Origin of the sequence: Methylomonas sp. TEB, assembly GCF_047777895.1 — a bacterium.
Lineage (GTDB): Bacteria > Pseudomonadota > Gammaproteobacteria > Methylococcales > Methylomonadaceae > Methylomonas.
In genome coordinates this window covers 3,524,728-3,541,220 of the sequence record NZ_CP180476.1, presented here as the reverse complement: position 1 = coordinate 3,541,220, position 16,493 = coordinate 3,524,728, and the positions used below count along the sequence as shown (strand labels likewise).

Sequence of the window (16,493 nt, the reverse complement as noted above, 5' to 3'; positions counted from 1 at the left end):
AACTAAGCTTTTAATGGACAGCTTAATTTAATTATTTATTAATAATTTGTTTTTCCAACGTGAAAAACAGCCACATATTTGTCCGAGAGAGTAGCTGACATTCATTGCCTGGCGCAGGCTATGTTTTGCGGTAAATGCCAAGGCAAGCCATTGCCAAGTTTGGCGGACAATTTGCGAGATTAAGAATGGCGGTATGCCCAGGTAGGTGCGATGGTAGACCGGAAAGTCATTAATCGCTCCGCGATAGCCGGCCAGAAAATGAACATCTAAAAAGTAGCGCCGCCGCAGTCGCCAGGGTTCGACGGCGTGAAGTATTGCCATGTCCGGGCGGTAACGTATTCGGCGCTTTTGCTGGAGCAGCACATTAAACATCATCACATCTTCGCCTCCTCCTATGGTTTTACCTTTGCGGTCATACCTGCGATCAAAGCGCAATGCCGGATCGTTTCGGAATATCGCCATGTCGTATGCAATGTTGCCGGCCCAAACCGGTGTGGTGCTGTCTTCTATCCAGAAAGCTTGTTTGCCGTGATCTAGCGCACCTAGAAATCCCAACAATTCGTCGTCAAGCCATTCCGGACGCTTATGGTGCGTAAAGTCTATATCGATTCGTCCGCCAACACATTCGGCGCCTTCGCTGAAGTATGCGTGTGTAACGGTTTCTAAAAGTCCGGTTAAAGGTAGTTCATCGTCGTCGATAAACACCAGAATGTCGGAATTGATTGCCTCTTGTATGGCTCTGTTGCGCGCTGCGACTATGCCTTGGTTGGGCTCGTGCACCCAGCGGAGCGTCGGGCCGGGTAGTTGCTGAAGTTGTTTCAATACCTCGCTTGTCGCGTCGCTACTGTTATTGTTGACAGCAAGAATTTCAAATGGAATCGGACAAGATTGTGCGCGCATGGCAAAGACCAGGTTCTCCAGTCTTTCCGCTCGGTTGTAGGTGCAAAAAGCGAATGTGAGCTTTTTAGGGGCTTTTTCCAGGCTCATTTTCGATATCTAAATGCAGAGAGTGGTAAAGGGTTGCCGGGCAAAGTCATGTTCTTAGGGTTTTAGGCTCGGCGTAAAAGTATTGAATTCTGGTGGGGACAAATTTATGCGCTGTTTATCGCTGTTGGTTCATAGCGACGCTAAACGCTGCATTGGTATTTGCCATCAACTCGTATGACGCAGTTTATCCCAAACACGGTTCGCATAGTAGCGAGTCATTTTTTTCCACGATACGTCGTTGTCCGCAAAGTTTAGTTTGCGGGCTAGTGTGCTGACGCTGTCGCCGGAGAATATGGCAATACGCCTAACTAGGTAAGGGTTTGGTTCGCTATCGAACCAGCCGGGACGGGTGGTGCAAGCCATGCTATAGCCTGTTTGTTCGGCTAGGGTGATTGAATCAGAGTTGAATCTGCCAAAAGGATAAGCCAGGCTGCTTACTTGGGTTGACAATAAATCTTCGAGTACAGCTTTGGCTTTTGAAAGTTCGAATTGTTGTTGGTCTGTGCTGAGTATCGATAGGTCTGGATGCGAGCAGGTGTGCGAAGCAACTTCCATTCCGGCTGCATGCATTTCAAGCAGTCGTTCCGTCGTTAGCATACGTGTCTGAGTTGATGGTTTGCCTAGCCAATGGGCATGACCGCCGATGCAATCGGTAGCGATAAACCATGTGGCCTTCATCCCAAGCGCCATCAGAGGCAAAAAAGCCCCCGGATAGTTGTCTTCGTAGCCATCATCAAAAGTAATGACCACACTTTTTTCAGGTAGCGATTTGGCACTTTGCAAGTCTTTGAACAAAACCGTTGTCCAACCTTCTTGCTTTAGATACCGCAAATGCTTCGCAAACAAGTCCGCGCTTATGGAGTAATGCGACTCGGGTTGAGCGTCGGGCGTACCGTGATACATCAAAACAATAGGGCTGCGAGTTTGGGACATGGCTTTTATCAAATGGCTTATGTTTCGTTCCTTAAAAGAAGTGTATTGCAAAAAACCAAGATTTTCAGGGAAAAGTTATCTCAGGCTGTTTTTCCGGGATGCTAAGCCAGATAGCGCAGTGCACGAAAACCCAAAATAAGGTGTCCATGCGGAAGTAAGATTTTTAATAACCAAGCTATTTACTCAGGATTTAAATAAGACTAAAATGGTCCTAAATGAAAAGAGAGTGTAATGTTAAGGCTGAGTAAGTTGACGGACTATGCCACGGTTATCTTGAGCTATATGGCCAGAGACAGAAGTCGCGTGCACGGTGCCCTGGAGATCGCAGAAGCGACAGGCATCGCGCAGCCTACAGTCAGCAAAATATTAAAAATATTGCTCAAGGCCGGCGTGTTGAGTTCCATGCGGGGTGCCAAGGGCGGTTATGCGTTGGCTAGAGAGCCGAGCCGAATTACCGTGGCAACCGTGATTAGTGCTTTGGAAGGGCCGATTGCGCTGACCGAGTGCACGGCATCGCACAAGGGTTGCGATCAAGCCAGCGGTTGCCGGATACAAGGCAACTGGCATTTGATCAACCAAAAAATTGCCAACGCGCTCGAGTCGGTCACTTTAGCTGATCTGATTATGCCGTTTAAACAGCCGGAGGAAGTCTCTATTCCGGTTAACCAGTTGTTTCGCTAATTACCCAAAAGATTATGTCTACCAGCGCACAAGAAATTGAACATCTAATCAGTCAGGAATACAAGCAAGGCTTTGTGACCGAACTGGAAGTCGATACCTTTCCGCCTGGCTTGGACGAAGACGTGATTCGACGGCTGTCCAAAGTCAAAAACGAGCCGGAATTCATGCTGGAATATCGGTTGAAAGCCTTTCGGCATTGGCAGACCATGCCATCGCCGGATTGGGCACAATTGAAAATCGATCCGATCGATTATCAAGCGATCAGCTATTACTCCGCGCCGAAGTCGAAAAAAGCCGGCCCGAAAAGCCTGGACGAAGTCGATCCGGAATTATTGGATACCTACAAAAAGCTCGGCATACCTTTGGACGAGCAGGAGAGACTGGCCGGAATTGCGGTGGATGCGGTGTTCGACAGCGTGTCGGTTGCGACCACCTTCAAAGGCAAGCTCAAAGAAGCCGGCGTGATTTTCTGCCCAATTTCCGAAGCCTTACACGAACATCCGGAATTGGTGAAGCAATACCTTGGTACCGTGGTGCCGCCCGGCGACAACTTCTTCGCAGCCTTGAATTCGGCGGTGTTCACCGACGGTTCCTTCGTTTATATCCCCAAGGGTGTGCGCTGCCCGATGGAATTGTCCACGTATTTTCGCATTAATGCCGCCAACACCGGCCAGTTCGAACGGACCTTGATCATCGCCGACGAAGGCTCGCACGTGTCGTATTTGGAAGGCTGCACCGCGCCGATGCGCGACGAAAACCAGCTGCATGCGGCGGTCGTGGAATTGGTGGCTTTGGATAATGCCCAGATCAAATATTCCACCGTGCAAAATTGGTATCCGGGCGACAAGGACGGCAAGGGCGGTATCTACAACTTCGTCACCAAGCGCGCCGAATGCCGTGGACGAAACTCAAAGGTATCCTGGACGCAGGTGGAAACGGGTTCTGCGATCACCTGGAAATATCCTAGCTGCGTGTTGTTGGGCGATGATTCGGTCGGCGAATTTTATTCGGTGGCATTGACCAATAATCTGCAACAGGCCGATACCGGCACCAAAATGATCCACATCGGCAAAAACACCCGCAGCACCATCGTGTCGAAAGGTATTTCCGCCGGCAAGGCGCAAAACACCTATCGCGGCTTGGTGAAAGTGGCCAAGTCCGCTGAAAACGCTCGTAACCATACCCAGTGCGATTCGCTTTTAGTCGGTGATAAATGTGGTGCGCATACCTTTCCTTATGTGGAAGTGAAACAGCCCTCGGCACAGGTCGAACACGAAGCGACCACCTCCAAGATCAGCGAAGACCAGTTGTTCTTTTGCCAGCAGCGAGGTTTGTCTGCGGAAGATGCCGTATCAATGATTGTGAATGGGTTTTGTAAGGAAGTGTTTAAGGAATTGCCGATGGAGTTTGCGGTGGAGGCGCAGGCGTTGTTGGGGATTAGCTTGGAAGGGGCGGTAGGTTAGGTTGTTCTGGTTCCTAAGCTCCGGCTTGGGAACGCGGTCTTGAAAGCTCTAGCTTTCATTGCTGTTTGAGGTGTCGCTATCGCGACGGGTTGTTTTGAAGTCGGGTCTCGGCCCGACAGCCGAGATACTTTCTTTTGCTTGGCCAAAAGAAAGTATCCAAAGAAAAAGCCACCCGGAATTCCGCCAATTTCCTGCGCTTCTCGCTTTTGGCGAGGGTTTTCGGAAGGGCCATCCTTGGCCCTCCGAAAACGAGCGGCATCCCTGCCGCTCCCCTTCGGGCAGATCTCGCCAAAAGCTGCGATGCTCGGGGCGGAATAACGGGAACAACCCCGTCGCAGATTTAAAGTAGTTGGATATTTTTTGATTTTGAATGAATTTGTAGGATGTGCCGACGACAGGAGGCGCATCGTTCGCGACATATGCGTTTCACTGTGTTCAGCACATCCTATGAGCTGCATCAGGGGAATAAGCCCTTATGTCTAAGAGGTTTAGTTTGTGAGTTGAGACGAGTTAAAAATGAGCAAATTGGTGGGAAAACTTTTCAAGACCACAGAGATGATCGTAATCTACGTAAGTGTTTTAGTTGCATTTGTACTCGTGTTTGTTAGTTATTTTCTCAATTTTAACGACCGTGTTGCAGATGACGTTCAAGTTTGGGGTGCTTTTGGTAGTTATGTTGGCGGTACCCTCAGTCCAATTGTCGCAGGATTTGCGTTTTATCTAATTTGTAAGACTTACGAACTGCAAAAAAAAGAGTTGCAAGATACTAGGCAGTTACTTGAGGTTTCAACAAAAGCTCAGAAGGCGCAAGTTAAGTTAGCTGCTTTGACCGCTCTGCATAGTTTGAATCTAACTAGAATTTCTCAACTCGAGTTTTCTAAGCAGGCTTTATTTGAAAAAGAAGCGAAGTTTAATAAGCCTTTTGAGATTGATTTAAGTATAGTTATGCAGCAGATGAAATTGGGAGTTTATGGGAAGCCAAAAACTTATTTACAGGAAGACATGGATAATATTAATTCTGAAATAGAAAGGTTAAAAAAGAAGAATATTGGCATTGAAATTCAAATCGAGGCATTTGAATTGTAGTCGAGCCAGTGTAGGTCCTATTAGCGAAGCGTAATCGGACGAATGAATTTGAATAAACGATTAGTCTTTCTGTTTTGGCAATATATTTAGGTATTTAACTAATAGATCCGATTTTAAACATACGTTCGATTACGCTTCGCTAATCGGACCTACTATTTTGATTTATAGCTTTAATTTTCGGGATGGTTTTTTCCCGTATGCCGCGCTGAGCACCGGAGCTTTTGAACGGAATAGCCCGTAGGGGCGATGCATGGATGCATCGCGTTGCCGAAGGGGCAGGAAGCCCCTTTCGGCAACCCCGTTCAAAAGCGAGGAGCGCAGGGTAAAAGCGGCATCCGGGTCGCCTTTTCTTTGGATACTTTCTTTTGGCGATGCACAAATTCGTCTGGAACGAATTTGAACAGCCGATAGGCTGGCCCGCAGGGCGAAAACCAAGGATGGTTTTCGTAGCGAAAGTATCTCGGCTGTCGGGCCGAGACCCGACTTTAAAACACCGTCGCGATAGCGACACAAAAACAAAGATTTAAGTGCTGGGTTTAAAAGCCTAGCCAAGCCAATGGTGACGCTGGAGCGTCGACGGCTGCGTTCCCACGCCGGAGCGTGGGAACGATAAGGTTCGGAAATATTTAAAAAACTTAGGTGACTAAACGTATGCTCAGCATCAAAAATCTCCACGTAACCATCAACGACAAACCCATATTAAAAGGCCTGACCCTGGATATAAACCCAGGCGAAGTCCACGCCATCATGGGTCCTAACGGTGCCGGCAAGAGTACCTTGTCGCACGTATTGTCCGGCAAGCCCGGTTACGAAGTGACCGAAGGCAGCGTGACCTACAACGGCAAAGATTTGCTGGAGATGGCCCCGGAAATCCGCGCCCGCGAAGGGGTGTTTCTGGCCTTTCAATACCCGGTCGAGATACCAGGCGTCAGCAATATCTATCTATTAAAAGCGGCACTGAATGCGATGCGCAAGCATCACGGCTTGCCGGAAGTGGATGCGATGGATTTTCTGACCATCGTCAAAAGCAAGGTCAAACTGTTGCAGATGGACGAGAAATTTTTGTATCGCGCGGTTAACGAAGGTTTTTCCGGCGGCGAGAAGAAACGCAACGAGATTTTGCAGGCGGCAGTGCTGGAGCCGAAAATGTGCATCCTCGACGAGACCGATTCGGGTTTGGACATCGACGCGCTGCGTATCGTCGCCGAGGGGGTTAACTCGCTACGTTCCGCCGAGCGTTCGTTCTTGATGATTACCCATTACCAGCGCTTACTGGACTACATTAAGCCCGATGTGGTGCACGTGTTGGCCGACGGCAAGATCGTCAAATCCGGTGGGCCGGAACTGGCGCTGGAATTGGAAGAGCGCGGCTACAGCTGGCTGGAAGGGCAAGCGGCATGAGCGGCGCGGCGTATTTAGCAGAATATTCCGGCTTGGCGGCGAGTTTGCCGGGGCTGGATTTGCCTTGGTTGCAAGGCTTCAGAAATCAAGCCTTGCAAACTTTTGAGGTCAGTGGTTTTCCCGGCAATCGCGAAGAAGAGTGGCGTTATACCAATCTGTCGGTGCTGAATAAAACCGTGTTTACACCCAACTCCAGCCAGAGTGTCGATGAAGACTGGTTGAATCATTACCGCTTGGAGGATGCCGCCAGTGTGGTTTTGGTCAACGGACTGTTTTCGCCGTCCTTGTCGCGCCTGCAAGACTTGTCAGACAAAGTGTCTGTTTCCAGTCTGAAACAGGCTTTGCAAGATAATCCCGCCTGGCTCGAAAGTCGTTTGGGACACGCTGTGACCAGCGCTGAACATAATCTGGTGGCTTTCAATAATGCCTGGTTCGCCGATGGTGTGGTGATCGAAGTGACGGCCAATCAGCAATTAGACAAGCCCTTGCAGATTCTGCACGTGGTTACCCAAGCCAATGCGTTGGCAGCGACCCGCAATTTGTTGGTGATCAACGAGCAAGCTGAAGCGGAAATCGTCGAAACCTATGTGGGGAGCGTCGATAGCTATTTCACAGCCTCAGTTAACGAATGTTTGTTGGCCAACAATGCGGGTTTGACACTGTACAAAGTGCAGCTTGAAGCGGAAAAAGCCCAACATTTTGGCGGTACCTATGTAAAGCAGGCGCGAGATAGCCGCTTCAATCATCACAATTTTGCCTTGGGCAGCGCGCTAGCGCGCAGCGATATTCATAGCGATCTGGATACAGCAGCCGAATGTTCCTTGAACGGTTTGTTCGTGGCCGGCAAGCGCCAGCATATCGACAATCACACTCGTATAAACCATCTAAAACCGCACGGCATTAGCCGCGAGTTTTACAAAGGTGTATTGGATAACAAGGCGCGCGGGGTGTTTCAAGGTCGGGTGGTCGTGGCGGAGGATGCCCAGCAGACCGATTCGGAAATGAATAATCGCAACCTACTGCTATCGGCGGACGCGGAAGTAGACACCAAGCCGCAGTTGGAGATTTATGCCGACGACGTAAAGTGTTCGCACGGCGTTACGGTTGGGCAATTGGAAGAAAAGTCGGTGTTTTATCTGCAATCGCGCGGCCTGGATGAAGAGGCGGCCCGAAACATTCTGACCTTTGCGTTTGCCAATGAGATGGTGGATAAGGTCGATAACGCCGAATTGAAAGCCTTGTTGTTGGAGCAGTTGTTGGTACGGTTTCCGGCGATCAGCTTATAAGATAGCCGCTACCGAGACCTGAAGCGCCGGTAACGCCACCAGATCGATGCTATCGGCGGTTGTCAGCACGGATCGATCCAGATAGTCGCCGTCTTGCGGTCGCCGATACACTTCCAGGCAGTTGTCGACCAGATTGACGATCCAGTATTCGGCAATACCGTGAGTTGCGTAAAGGCGCAGTTTTTGTGCACGGTCGAAGCGCAGGGTGCTGTCGGAGACTTCGACCAGTAACAATACGTCGGCGGCTTCAGGGTGGCGGGTCGTGTAATCATCGGCATCTGGTTTGACTAGAGCCAAGTCTGGCTCTGGTTCCGACAGGTCGCCCAATTGGAGTGGGCTTTGTATGCGGACGTCTACACCTTCATCCCATAAACGGGCAAACATACGATTTAAACGATTGACGTGACCAGCATGATTGAATCCTATCGGTGCCATAGTGAGAATTTCTCCTTCGATGAGTTCCAGTCGGCTTTCGGGCGGAAAAATCCCGGCCTCGCCCATGCGATGCCATTCGGCGATGTTGGTGAGGTGTTTTTGCGGAAAGACGGCGACCATAGTTTTATCCCATTAGCGAATCGACTCTCTCGATTCTAGTGTTTAGTACAGACGAAATCAATTAAACCAAACAGTTAGCGATGAGCATATTTCCAATCGAACAAATTCGCGCCGATTTTCCTATCCTCGGCGAAACCGTCCGCAACAAACCGCTGGTATATCTGGACAACGCCGCCAGTTGCCAGAAGCCGCAAGCGGTCATCGACAGCATCGTGCACACCTATAGCCATGAATATGCCAACATCCATCGCGGCGTACATACCTTAAGCGTCCGCGCCACGGATAAGTTTGAAGGGGCGCGGGAAAAGGTCAGGGCGTTTATCAATGCCGCCAGCACTAAGGAAATTATTTTCGTGCGCGGGGCGACCGAGGCGATCAATCTGGTCGCGCAAAGCTACGGCAAATCGCAACTCAAAGCCGGCGATGAAATCGTCATCAGCGCGATGGAACATCACGCTAATATCGTGCCTTGGCAAATGCTTTGCCAGCAAATTGGTGCGGTGTTGAAGGTTGCACCGATGAATCAGCAGGGCGAATTACTGTTCGACGAATTCGAGCAACTGTTGAACGCCAATACCAAACTGGTGGCTATCACCCAGATGTCCAATGCTTTGGGCAGCATCAATCCCGTTGAGAAGGTCATCGCTGCGGCACATGCCAAAAACATTCCGGTGTTATTGGATGGTGCTCAGGCGATTCCGCATATGGCGGTAGATGTACAAGCCCTGAATTGCGATTTTTACGTGTTTTCCGGTCACAAGTTATACGGCCCGTCCGGCACCGGCGTGCTTTATGGCAAGCAGGCTTTGCTGGAAGCGATGCCACCCTACCAGGGTGGTGGCGATATGATACGGCAGGTGACCTTCGCAAAAACCGAGTACGCCGGTCTGCCGCATAAATTTGAAGCCGGCACCCCGGCCATCGCCGAAATCATCGGCTTGGGCGCGGCTATCGACTATGTCAGCGGTATTGGTATGGACAACATCGCCGCTTACGAGGCCGAGCTGCTGGATTACGCCACGCAGCAAGCCGAGCGGATCAAGGGTCTGAACATCATCGGCCAGGCGGCCCACAAGGGCGGAATTTTGTCGTTCACGCTGGATCGGATTCACCCGCACGACATTGGCACCATGCTGGATAGTTTGGGTATTGCCATCCGCGCCGGCCACCATTGCGCGATGCCGGTGATGGATTTTTACGGCGTACCGGCCACGGCGCGGGCCTCGTTTGCCATGTACAATACCCGCCAAGAAATCGATGTGTTGATGCAAGGCATCAAGTCCCTAATAGAGGTGTTTGGCTAATGTTTGAAGATTTACGCGATCTATATCAAGAGGTCATATTCGACCACAACCGCAATCCGCGCAATTTTCGGGTGATGGCGGATGCCAATCGCCAAGTGGAAGGTTTCAACCCCTTATGCGGCGATAGGCTGACGTTGTTTTTGAAAATCGACGATCACGTGATCAGCGATGCCAGTTTTCAAGGCTCCGGTTGCGCGATTTCCACGGCGTCCGTATCGTTGATGACCGAAATCGTCAAAGGTAAAACCGAAGCCGAGGCCGATGCCTTGTTCAAGCAATTTCATGAGATGACTACCGGCAAAACCGAGGAAATCAATCTGGAGGCCATCGGTAAACTGGCGGTGTTGGCCGGCGTGCGCGAATATCCTGCCAGGGTGAAATGCGCGACTTTGGCTTGGCATACCTTGGATGCCGCTTTGAAAAACGAAGCCCAGTCTATTTCCACCGAGTAATTCAGCGCGCGTGACGAGTTTGTTCGAACAGGGGGCGGTAGTTTATGCCGATGACTTAGCGTTGTCCGCAAGTCAGGCTCTCGCTGAACGCTTGGGCTGGCCTTTGCTAGCCTTGCAAAGTTTACCCGTTGAATTGGCGCAAACGTTCTTTCTTTGTTATCGGGATGCTTGTCTGAAGTTACTGGATAAACAAACCTTGAAAAAAGGCGGTTTGGCGGTGGATGTCGATCCGCGTCCCGGCGAGCAGCATTCCTACCCAGCTCCCAAAAAAGACTTGTTGGCGCAGGCCATCGGCAAGAAAACCAAAACCGTCGTCGATGCCACGACAGGCTGGGCTCAAGATGGCTTGGCGCTATTTCGCATGGGTTATCAACTGACCTGCATCGAGCGCTCGCCAGTGATGGCCGAACTGATTACCGACGGTTTTCAGCGTCTGGCACGGAAGGATTGGGTGCTAAACCGGCAGTTGCAAACCCCCGAGTTACTGGTCGGAAACGCCATCGAATTACTGGCGAGTTTATCAGAAAAGCCTGATTGCATTTATCTGGACCCGATGTTTCCCCCCAAACGCAAGCAAACGGCGGCGACACGCAAGTCGATGACAGTGTTGCGCGATATTTTGGGAGACGACCTGGATAGGGCTGATTTATTCGCTGCCGCCTGGCAAGCTACCGGCAAGCGGGTGGTAGTGAAAAGCCCTGATTACGCGGAACCGCTGGGCGGCAAGCCTAGCGAAACTTATCAAGGCAAATTGCTCCGATACGACGTTTATCTGAAATAAATTGACAGACTAAACCAAACCCAAACGAGGCAAGCATGAGTGATTGGATAGATGTGGTGGCCGAATCGGCACTGGCAAACGGCGAGCATGTGCTGGTCGATGTCGATGGTACCGATGTGGCGGTTTTTAAAATCGATGGACAGTGTTATGCGATCGAAGACGTATGCACCCATGACGGCGCCGAAATCGCCAGTGGCGAGCTGGATGGCGACGAAATTGTTTGCCCGCGCCACGGCGCCCGGTTTTGCGTGAAAACGGGCGCGGTAAAATGTGCGCCGGCCTACGAAGATGTGGCTACTTTTGCGGTACGGATAGTTAACGGCCGGATACAAGTCGAGAATCCTAACTAAACCGGCGCCAGGCAAAAGATAAACGGCGAAAAAAGCCAGTCGGCGTTAGAATTCCCGATCTTTCGCGATTCAACCGTAACAACTCCCGCATCATCATGGAACACTTCATCTGGAATATAGACCCTATTCTCGTCGACTTCGGCTTCTTGAAAATCCGTTGGTACGGCTTGATGTTCGCATCCGGCTTTGTCGGCAGTTTTTTAACCATGCAATGGATTTACCAGCGCGAAGGTAAGAACATCGAAGAACTGGATACCTTGCTTTGGTATATGGTGATTGCCACCATTGTCGGTGCGCGCCTGGGTCATACTATGCTCTACGATCCTGCTTATTATTTGTCTAACCCTTTGAAAATCCTGGCAGTCTGGGAAGGCGGGTTGGCCAGCCACGGCGCGACGCTGGGTATCATTCTGGCCCTGTACTTATATCGGCGTAAATACGGCGACGGGTATTTCTGGTTGTTGGATCGCGTCAGTATTCCCACAGCCCTGGCCGGTGCGCTGATTCGCATAGGTAATTTTTTCAACTCGGAGATTTTAGGGGTTCCGTCAGAACAACCTTGGGCCGTGGTGTTTACGCGGATCGATCCGCTGCCGCGTCATCCGGTACAGCTATACGAAGCAGCGTGTTATTTGCTGATTTATGGGATTTCGTTGGCGATTTATAAAAAACACGCGGATAAACCCGGTTTTGTGTTTGGCTGTTTCATCAGCATGCTGTTCAGCGTGCGGTTTGTCCTGGAATACTTTAAAACCGAACAAGCCATGTACGACACCGGGGTGATGTTCACCACCGGCCAGTTACTCAGTGTGCCGTTCGTGCTGGCCGGCATTGGCTGTATCGTTTGGGCTATGAAAAACCATCAGCCCAAGCCTGTCGCTTAATCGTTTATAATCCCCGGCTTTTAATCGCCGGGGCTGCCCGGCGTATGCTGCCCCGCTGGGGTATCCGTTTCGGTTTTGAGAGTTCATGCAAGAAATTAATCCCATTAAATACAAGATAGCCGACCTGCGTGAACGTAGCGCCGGACTGAAAAGCTATCTGGATTTCGATACGAAAAGTGAGCGTTTGGTGGAAGTGCTGCGCGAGCTGGAAGATCCGGCAATCTGGAATAAACCGGAACAAGCGCAAGCCATGGGTAAGGAGAGGGCAATGTTGGAAGGCATTGTCAACACTATCCTGGAGTTGGAACAAGGCCTATCCGATGCCGAAGAATTACTATTAATGGCGGTGGAAGAAAACGACGAGGACACTGTCGATACCGTAGCCGCTGATCTTGAAGAGTATGAAAAGAAAGTAGCGGCGTTGGAATTTCAACGCATGTTTGCCGGGGAAATGGACCCAAACAATGCGTTTTTGGATATTCAGGCCGGTTCCGGTGGTACGGAGGCGCAGGATTGGGCATCCATGATCGAACGCATGTATTTGCGTTGGGGTGAGGCCAAAGGCTTTAAAACCGAGTTAATCGAGGAGTCGCCGGGCGACGTGGCCGGCATCAAGAGTGCCACCATCAAGTTCGAAGGCCCTTATGCGTTTGGCTGGTTGCGTACCGAAACCGGCGTGCATCGGTTAGTGAGAAAGTCGCCGTTCGATTCCGGCAATCGCCGGCATACTTCGTTTGCATCGGTGTTTGTGTCGCCGGAAATCGACGACGATGTCGAAATTGACATTAACCCGGCCGACTTGCGTATTGACGTGTATCGCGCCAGTGGTGCTGGCGGTCAGCACGTCAATAGAACGGAATCAGCGGTGCGGATTACCCATGGCCCCAGCGGCATTGTGACCCAGTGTCAAAGCGACCGCTCGCAGCACAAAAACAAAGACACCGCGATGAAGCAGCTAAAAGCCAAACTGTACGAGATGGAAATGCTGAAACGTAGCGAAGGCTTGCAGGCGATTGAAGATTCCAAATCGGACATCGGCTGGGGCAGCCAGATTAGGTCTTACGTGCTGGACCAATCCCGTATCAAGGATCTGCGTACCAACGTTGAAACCGGCAATACCCAGGCGGTTTTGGATGGCTCGCTGGATCAGTTTATCGAAGCAAGTTTGAAGAGCGGGCTTTAAATTTAAGATAACGGTTAGATGCTCTAAGAAATTTGCCAATGAATAAAAATGATTTGGAGACGTTATCTGTACTTCGGATTAAAGAAGCCAAAATTTTATTAAATGCCGAATGTTATCAAGGTGCTTATTATTTGGCTGGTTATGCTTTGGAATGTGCATTAAAGGCTTGTATAACTAAACAGGTTAAGCAATATGATTTTCCGGATAGGAAGCTAAGTTTAGATAGTTATACTCATGACTTGAATAGATTGCTTATCACTGCCGGCCTGAAGCAAGAACTGATACAGAAAGAGAGTCAGGATATAAATTTCAAATTGAATTGGTCGGTTGCCAATAAATGGTCGGAAGAAACACGTTACGATCATTCCATACAAAAGCAGGATGCGCTCGATTTATTCGAAGCCATCACTGAAAGTCAATCAGGGGTGTTGCCATGGCTAGAGAACTATTTATAAACCAGTGGTTCACTGATGCAATGTGCGAAGCTGGCGAGCGGTTGATCACAAAGTTAGATGAATCCAACGCTCAGGTGGTTGCAGCTTTCTGGTTCTTAGAGCCTGAAAAGAATTGGGAACTCAATATTGTCTCGCCTCTTGTCGGAAGTGAAGGGCCTCGAAAATATTATAAGAGAATTAATGATGTTTATGATGGTTTGTCTGATGACGAAAGCATAGTTTCTTTGCACGATATTCGCGTTTCTAATATTCATAATCGCGTTGTCGATGCTTTAAAGCATAGCGTTCTATACAAGGCAAATCTAAAAAACAATCGGCTTGGAAGGAACTTTATTGACGGGTTTTATATTGAAGATATGTATCTGTATAGAATCGAATGGGACATGTTGTCCAAGTTAAGTAATTTAAACCAGGTGGCTTAGTTTCTAACGCCGAATCATTGACCATGCAAATAAAATAATGTCAGAACTCGAACACGACGAACAAGAACAGATCAAACAACGCCGCGAAAAACTAAACGCACTACGCGAGGAAGGTATCGCATTTCCGACCGATTTTCGGCGTAATGTGGTGGCCGGCGAATTGCTGGCCGAATATGGTGATAAATCCGAAGAGGAATTATTAGCCGAACCGATTCGGGTGAAGATCGCCGGGCGGATGATGACGCGGCGTATTATGGGCAAGGCCAGTTTTTGCCATCTACAGGATATGTCGGGCCAGATTCAGGTTTACGTGGCCCGCGACAACCTGCCGGAAGGTGTTTACAACGACCAGTTCAAGAAGTGGGATATCGGCGACATTATCGGTGCGGAAGGCATCTTATTCAAAACCAAGGTCGGCGAACTCAGCGTCAAAGTCGATGACATGCGACTGCTGACCAAAGCCTTACGGCCGCTGCCGGAAAAATTCCACGGTATCGCCGATCAAGAGATAAAATACCGTCAGCGTTATCTGGATTTGATCATGAGCGACGAGACGCGCAAAACCTTCCTGATGCGCTCGAAAATCGTCAATTACATCCGCGAATTTTTGATCGCGCGCGACTTCCTGGAAGTGGAAACGCCAATGATGCAAGTCATCCCCGGCGGCGCGACGGCAAGACCGTTCACTACCTTCCATAATGCGCTGGATATGGAGTTGTATCTGCGGATTGCGCCGGAACTTTATCTGAAACGGCTGGTGGTGGGCGGTTTCGAACGGGTGTTCGAGATAAATCGTAACTTCCGTAACGAAGGTCTGTCGACTCGCCACAATCCCGAATTCACGATGATGGAATTCTACCAAGCCTACGCCGAATACGGCGACTTGATGGATCTGACCGAGGCTTTGCTAAAAGGCATAGCCGAAGATGTAGTCGGCAACAGCATCATTGAATATCAGGGCGATCAATACGATTTCGGCAAACCGTTCGCGCGGATGACAGTGTTGGAGTCGATTTTGCATTTCAACCCCGAATTGACTTTGGCCGATCTGACGACCCGCGAAGCGGCCGTGAAAGTTGCCGAGAATTTAAAGATTCCGGTGAAAGACAGTTATGGCTTGGGCAAGGTACAGATCGAGATTTTCGAAAAAACCGTCGAACACCGTTTGATGAATCCGACCTTTATCACTGCTTACCCGGTGGAAGTGTCGCCGTTGGCGCGCCGTAACGACAACGATCCGCATGTCACCGACCGTTTCGAATTCTTCGTCGGCGGCCGCGAGATTGCCAACGGCTTTACCGAGTTGAACGATGCTGAGGACCAAGCCGAGCGCTTCCAGAAACAGGTCGAGGAAAAAGAAGCCGGCGACAACGAAGCCATGCATTTCGATGCCGACTACATTACCGCGCTGGAGCATGGTATGCCGCCGACCGCGGGCGAGGGCATCGGTATCGACCGTTTGGTCATGTTGTTTACCAACTCGCCTAGCATTCGCGACGTGCTGTTGTTCCCGCACATGCGTCCCAAAAACTGATGTCACAATCAGACGACTATGCCGTGTTATCGCTATTGGATCTAAGAGAAAATTATGAGCGTTGAAGCCAAAGAATTTAAAAATGCCCTGAAATTATGGGCCAGCGGTGTGACAGTGGTGACAACCCAAGGGCGCGATAATCAGCCCCGAGGCATGACCGCCACGGCGTTTAGTAGCGTGTCCGTGGAGCCGCCGCAAATATTGGTCTGCCTTAACCAAGCGACCGATACCGGTGCTGCATTGCTGGAAAGCCGCCGCTTCGCCGTGAATATTCTGAATAGTGCACAAGAAGACGTTTCCAATCAATTTGCCGGCAGTACCACCCAAGAACAGCGTTTTGCCAGCATTGCTTGGCAAGCCGGTGAAAATGGCGCGCCTATTTTGAACGAAGCTCTGGCGGCATTGGAGTGTCGGGTAGTGCAACAAGTTCAGGCCGGTAGCCACTGGGTGATTATCGGTGAAGTCGATAGCGTGGTTTGCCGGGAAGGTGAGCCTTTGCTTTACTATCATTCTGCTTACCGTAAGGTGGCGGCGCAAGATTAAGCCAAAATCCTCGTTGCGAATTGTTGCTTGATAGAGCAGACAATTGTCGTATACCCGACAAATTTCTCATGAATTGTGTGTGAATAGACGCGATTGTTGCCGGGTTTGTTGATTTGTAACGCCATGAACAGCATGAAAAATAACGGTCATATAGATATGGCCGATTTTTTGCTTAGGAGAGATTGGATTTTAT

19 protein-coding genes are annotated in these 16,493 nt (G+C 50.0%); 15 read left to right on the top strand and 4 right to left on the bottom strand.

Features of this window, described 5'->3' with window-relative positions; genetic code table 11:
* Positions 1–27 precede the first annotated feature (27 nt).
* Together ACMXD4_RS15785 and ACMXD4_RS15780 are read right to left on the bottom strand one after the other, a co-directional pair.
* Positions 28–987, bottom strand: coding sequence for a glycosyltransferase (locus ACMXD4_RS15785; protein ID WP_415878713.1), 960 nt, complete (start codon positions 985–987; stop codon positions 28–30).
* A 165-nt stretch (positions 988–1,152) separates the two neighbouring features.
* Positions 1,153–1,920 (bottom strand): polysaccharide deacetylase family protein, encoded by a 768-nt coding sequence (locus tag ACMXD4_RS15780; RefSeq protein ID WP_415878712.1) that lies wholly within the window; start codon positions 1,918–1,920, stop codon positions 1,153–1,155.
* A gap of 231 nt (positions 1,921–2,151) precedes the next feature.
* Between ACMXD4_RS15780 and ACMXD4_RS15775 the strand changes: the two genes are divergently transcribed.
* The 3 genes from ACMXD4_RS15775 (at position 2,152) to ACMXD4_RS15765 (ending at position 5,150) form a co-directional block, all read left to right on the top strand.
* The gene (locus ACMXD4_RS15775; RefSeq protein WP_415878711.1) at positions 2,152–2,601 is read left to right on the top strand and encodes an SUF system Fe-S cluster assembly regulator; all 450 of its coding nucleotides are present in this window, start codon (positions 2,152–2,154) and stop codon (positions 2,599–2,601) included.
* Between the two features lie 14 nt (positions 2,602–2,615).
* The gene (sufB, locus tag ACMXD4_RS15770) at positions 2,616–4,064 is read left to right on the top strand and encodes a Fe-S cluster assembly protein SufB (protein ID WP_415878710.1); all 1,449 of its coding nucleotides are present in this window, start codon (positions 2,616–2,618) and stop codon (positions 4,062–4,064) included.
* Between the two features lie 516 nt (positions 4,065–4,580).
* Complete coding sequence (locus ACMXD4_RS15765; RefSeq protein ID WP_415878709.1) at positions 4,581–5,150, top strand: hypothetical protein; 570 nt, start codon at positions 4,581–4,583, stop codon at positions 5,148–5,150.
* A 162-nt stretch (positions 5,151–5,312) separates the two neighbouring features.
* Here the strand turns inward: ACMXD4_RS15765 and ACMXD4_RS15760 are convergent, their stop codons facing one another.
* Complete coding sequence (locus ACMXD4_RS15760) at positions 5,313–5,825, bottom strand: hypothetical protein (protein ID WP_415878708.1); 513 nt, start codon at positions 5,823–5,825, stop codon at positions 5,313–5,315.
* Here ACMXD4_RS15760 and sufC point away from each other — a divergent pair.
* Positions 5,802–6,551, top strand: coding sequence for a Fe-S cluster assembly ATPase SufC (gene sufC / locus ACMXD4_RS15755; protein ID WP_415878707.1), 750 nt, complete (start codon positions 5,802–5,804; stop codon positions 6,549–6,551). The genes ACMXD4_RS15760 and sufC overlap by 24 nt on opposite strands.
* Positions 6,548–7,837 carry a Fe-S cluster assembly protein SufD gene (sufD, locus tag ACMXD4_RS15750; RefSeq protein WP_415878706.1) on the top strand — a complete coding sequence of 430 codons (1,290 nt, stop codon included), beginning with the start codon at positions 6,548–6,550 and terminating at the stop codon, positions 7,835–7,837. Before sufC ends, sufD begins: the two co-directional genes overlap by 4 nt.
* Here sufD and ACMXD4_RS15745 read toward each other — a convergent pair.
* Positions 7,832–8,392: a Uma2 family endonuclease gene (locus tag ACMXD4_RS15745; protein WP_101051592.1), complete on the bottom strand. Its 561-nt coding sequence runs from the start codon at positions 8,390–8,392 to the stop codon at positions 7,832–7,834. The two genes, sufD and ACMXD4_RS15745, sit on opposite strands and share 6 nt — an antisense overlap.
* A gap of 80 nt (positions 8,393–8,472) precedes the next feature.
* Here ACMXD4_RS15745 and ACMXD4_RS15740 point away from each other — a divergent pair, with 80 nt between their 5' ends.
* The 10 genes from ACMXD4_RS15740 to ACMXD4_RS15695 all read left to right on the top strand — a co-directional run bounded on the left by ACMXD4_RS15740 (position 8,473) and on the right by ACMXD4_RS15695 (position 16,300).
* Positions 8,473–9,696 carry a SufS family cysteine desulfurase gene (locus ACMXD4_RS15740; protein WP_415878705.1) on the top strand — a complete coding sequence of 408 codons (1,224 nt, stop codon included), beginning with the start codon at positions 8,473–8,475 and terminating at the stop codon, positions 9,694–9,696.
* Positions 9,696–10,148 (top strand): Fe-S cluster assembly sulfur transfer protein SufU, encoded by a 453-nt coding sequence (gene sufU, locus ACMXD4_RS15735; RefSeq protein ID WP_033157393.1) that lies wholly within the window; start codon positions 9,696–9,698, stop codon positions 10,146–10,148. The genes ACMXD4_RS15740 and sufU overlap by 1 nt, the downstream gene beginning before the upstream one ends.
* Positions 10,149–10,167: 19 nt before the next feature.
* Positions 10,168–10,929, top strand: coding sequence for a class I SAM-dependent methyltransferase (locus ACMXD4_RS15730; RefSeq protein ID WP_415880841.1), 762 nt, complete (start codon positions 10,168–10,170; stop codon positions 10,927–10,929).
* 35 nt (positions 10,930–10,964) lie between these two features.
* Complete coding sequence (locus ACMXD4_RS15725) at positions 10,965–11,279, top strand: non-heme iron oxygenase ferredoxin subunit (protein WP_415878704.1); 315 nt, start codon at positions 10,965–10,967, stop codon at positions 11,277–11,279.
* A gap of 95 nt (positions 11,280–11,374) precedes the next feature.
* Positions 11,375–12,163, top strand: coding sequence for a prolipoprotein diacylglyceryl transferase (lgt, locus tag ACMXD4_RS15720; protein ID WP_415878703.1), 789 nt, complete (start codon positions 11,375–11,377; stop codon positions 12,161–12,163).
* Between the two features lie 85 nt (positions 12,164–12,248).
* Entirely contained in the window at positions 12,249–13,346 is a 1,098-nt protein-coding gene (gene prfB / locus ACMXD4_RS15715; RefSeq protein WP_171694740.1) for a peptide chain release factor 2, read from the top strand.
* A 38-nt stretch (positions 13,347–13,384) separates the two neighbouring features.
* Positions 13,385–13,801: a DNA-binding protein gene (locus tag ACMXD4_RS15710; RefSeq protein ID WP_415878702.1), complete on the top strand. Its 417-nt coding sequence runs from the start codon at positions 13,385–13,387 to the stop codon at positions 13,799–13,801.
* Complete coding sequence (locus tag ACMXD4_RS15705; protein ID WP_415878701.1) at positions 13,780–14,223, top strand: hypothetical protein; 444 nt, start codon at positions 13,780–13,782, stop codon at positions 14,221–14,223. Before ACMXD4_RS15710 ends, ACMXD4_RS15705 begins: the two co-directional genes overlap by 22 nt.
* 37 nt (positions 14,224–14,260) lie before the next feature.
* On the top strand, positions 14,261–15,757 hold the full coding sequence (gene lysS, locus ACMXD4_RS15700; protein ID WP_415878700.1) for a lysine--tRNA ligase: 1,497 nt from the start codon (positions 14,261–14,263) through the stop codon (positions 15,755–15,757).
* Between the two features lie 54 nt (positions 15,758–15,811).
* On the top strand, positions 15,812–16,300 hold the full coding sequence (locus tag ACMXD4_RS15695; RefSeq protein ID WP_415878699.1) for a flavin reductase family protein: 489 nt from the start codon (positions 15,812–15,814) through the stop codon (positions 16,298–16,300).
* The last annotated feature ends 193 nt before the right edge of the window (positions 16,301–16,493 follow it).

Coding starts and splice junctions, on each gene's coding strand:
- ACMXD4_RS15765 (WP_415878709.1), top strand. CDS start 4,581: ATGAGCAAATTGGTGGGAAAACTTTTCAAGACCACAGAGATGATCGTA.
- ACMXD4_RS15745 (WP_101051592.1), bottom strand. CDS start 8,392: ATGGTCGCCGTCTTTCCGCAAAAACACCTCACCAACATCGCCGAATGG.
- ACMXD4_RS15780 (WP_415878712.1), bottom strand. CDS start 1,920: ATGTCCCAAACTCGCAGCCCTATTGTTTTGATGTATCACGGTACGCCC.
- ACMXD4_RS15785 (WP_415878713.1), bottom strand. CDS start 987: ATGAGCCTGGAAAAAGCCCCTAAAAAGCTCACATTCGCTTTTTGCACC.
- ACMXD4_RS15695 (WP_415878699.1), top strand. CDS start 15,812: ATGAGCGTTGAAGCCAAAGAATTTAAAAATGCCCTGAAATTATGGGCC.
- sufU (WP_033157393.1), top strand. CDS start 9,696: ATGTTTGAAGATTTACGCGATCTATATCAAGAGGTCATATTCGACCAC.
- sufC (WP_415878707.1), top strand. CDS start 5,802: ATGCTCAGCATCAAAAATCTCCACGTAACCATCAACGACAAACCCATA.
- lysS (WP_415878700.1), top strand. CDS start 14,261: ATGTCAGAACTCGAACACGACGAACAAGAACAGATCAAACAACGCCGC.
- sufD (WP_415878706.1), top strand. CDS start 6,548: ATGAGCGGCGCGGCGTATTTAGCAGAATATTCCGGCTTGGCGGCGAGT.
- lgt (WP_415878703.1), top strand. CDS start 11,375: ATGGAACACTTCATCTGGAATATAGACCCTATTCTCGTCGACTTCGGC.
- ACMXD4_RS15725 (WP_415878704.1), top strand. CDS start 10,965: ATGAGTGATTGGATAGATGTGGTGGCCGAATCGGCACTGGCAAACGGC.
- ACMXD4_RS15740 (WP_415878705.1), top strand. CDS start 8,473: ATGAGCATATTTCCAATCGAACAAATTCGCGCCGATTTTCCTATCCTC.
- ACMXD4_RS15705 (WP_415878701.1), top strand. CDS start 13,780: ATGGCTAGAGAACTATTTATAAACCAGTGGTTCACTGATGCAATGTGC.
- ACMXD4_RS15775 (WP_415878711.1), top strand. CDS start 2,152: ATGTTAAGGCTGAGTAAGTTGACGGACTATGCCACGGTTATCTTGAGC.
- ACMXD4_RS15710 (WP_415878702.1), top strand. CDS start 13,385: ATGAATAAAAATGATTTGGAGACGTTATCTGTACTTCGGATTAAAGAA.
- prfB (WP_171694740.1), top strand. CDS start 12,249: ATGCAAGAAATTAATCCCATTAAATACAAGATAGCCGACCTGCGTGAA.
- sufB (WP_415878710.1), top strand. CDS start 2,616: ATGTCTACCAGCGCACAAGAAATTGAACATCTAATCAGTCAGGAATAC.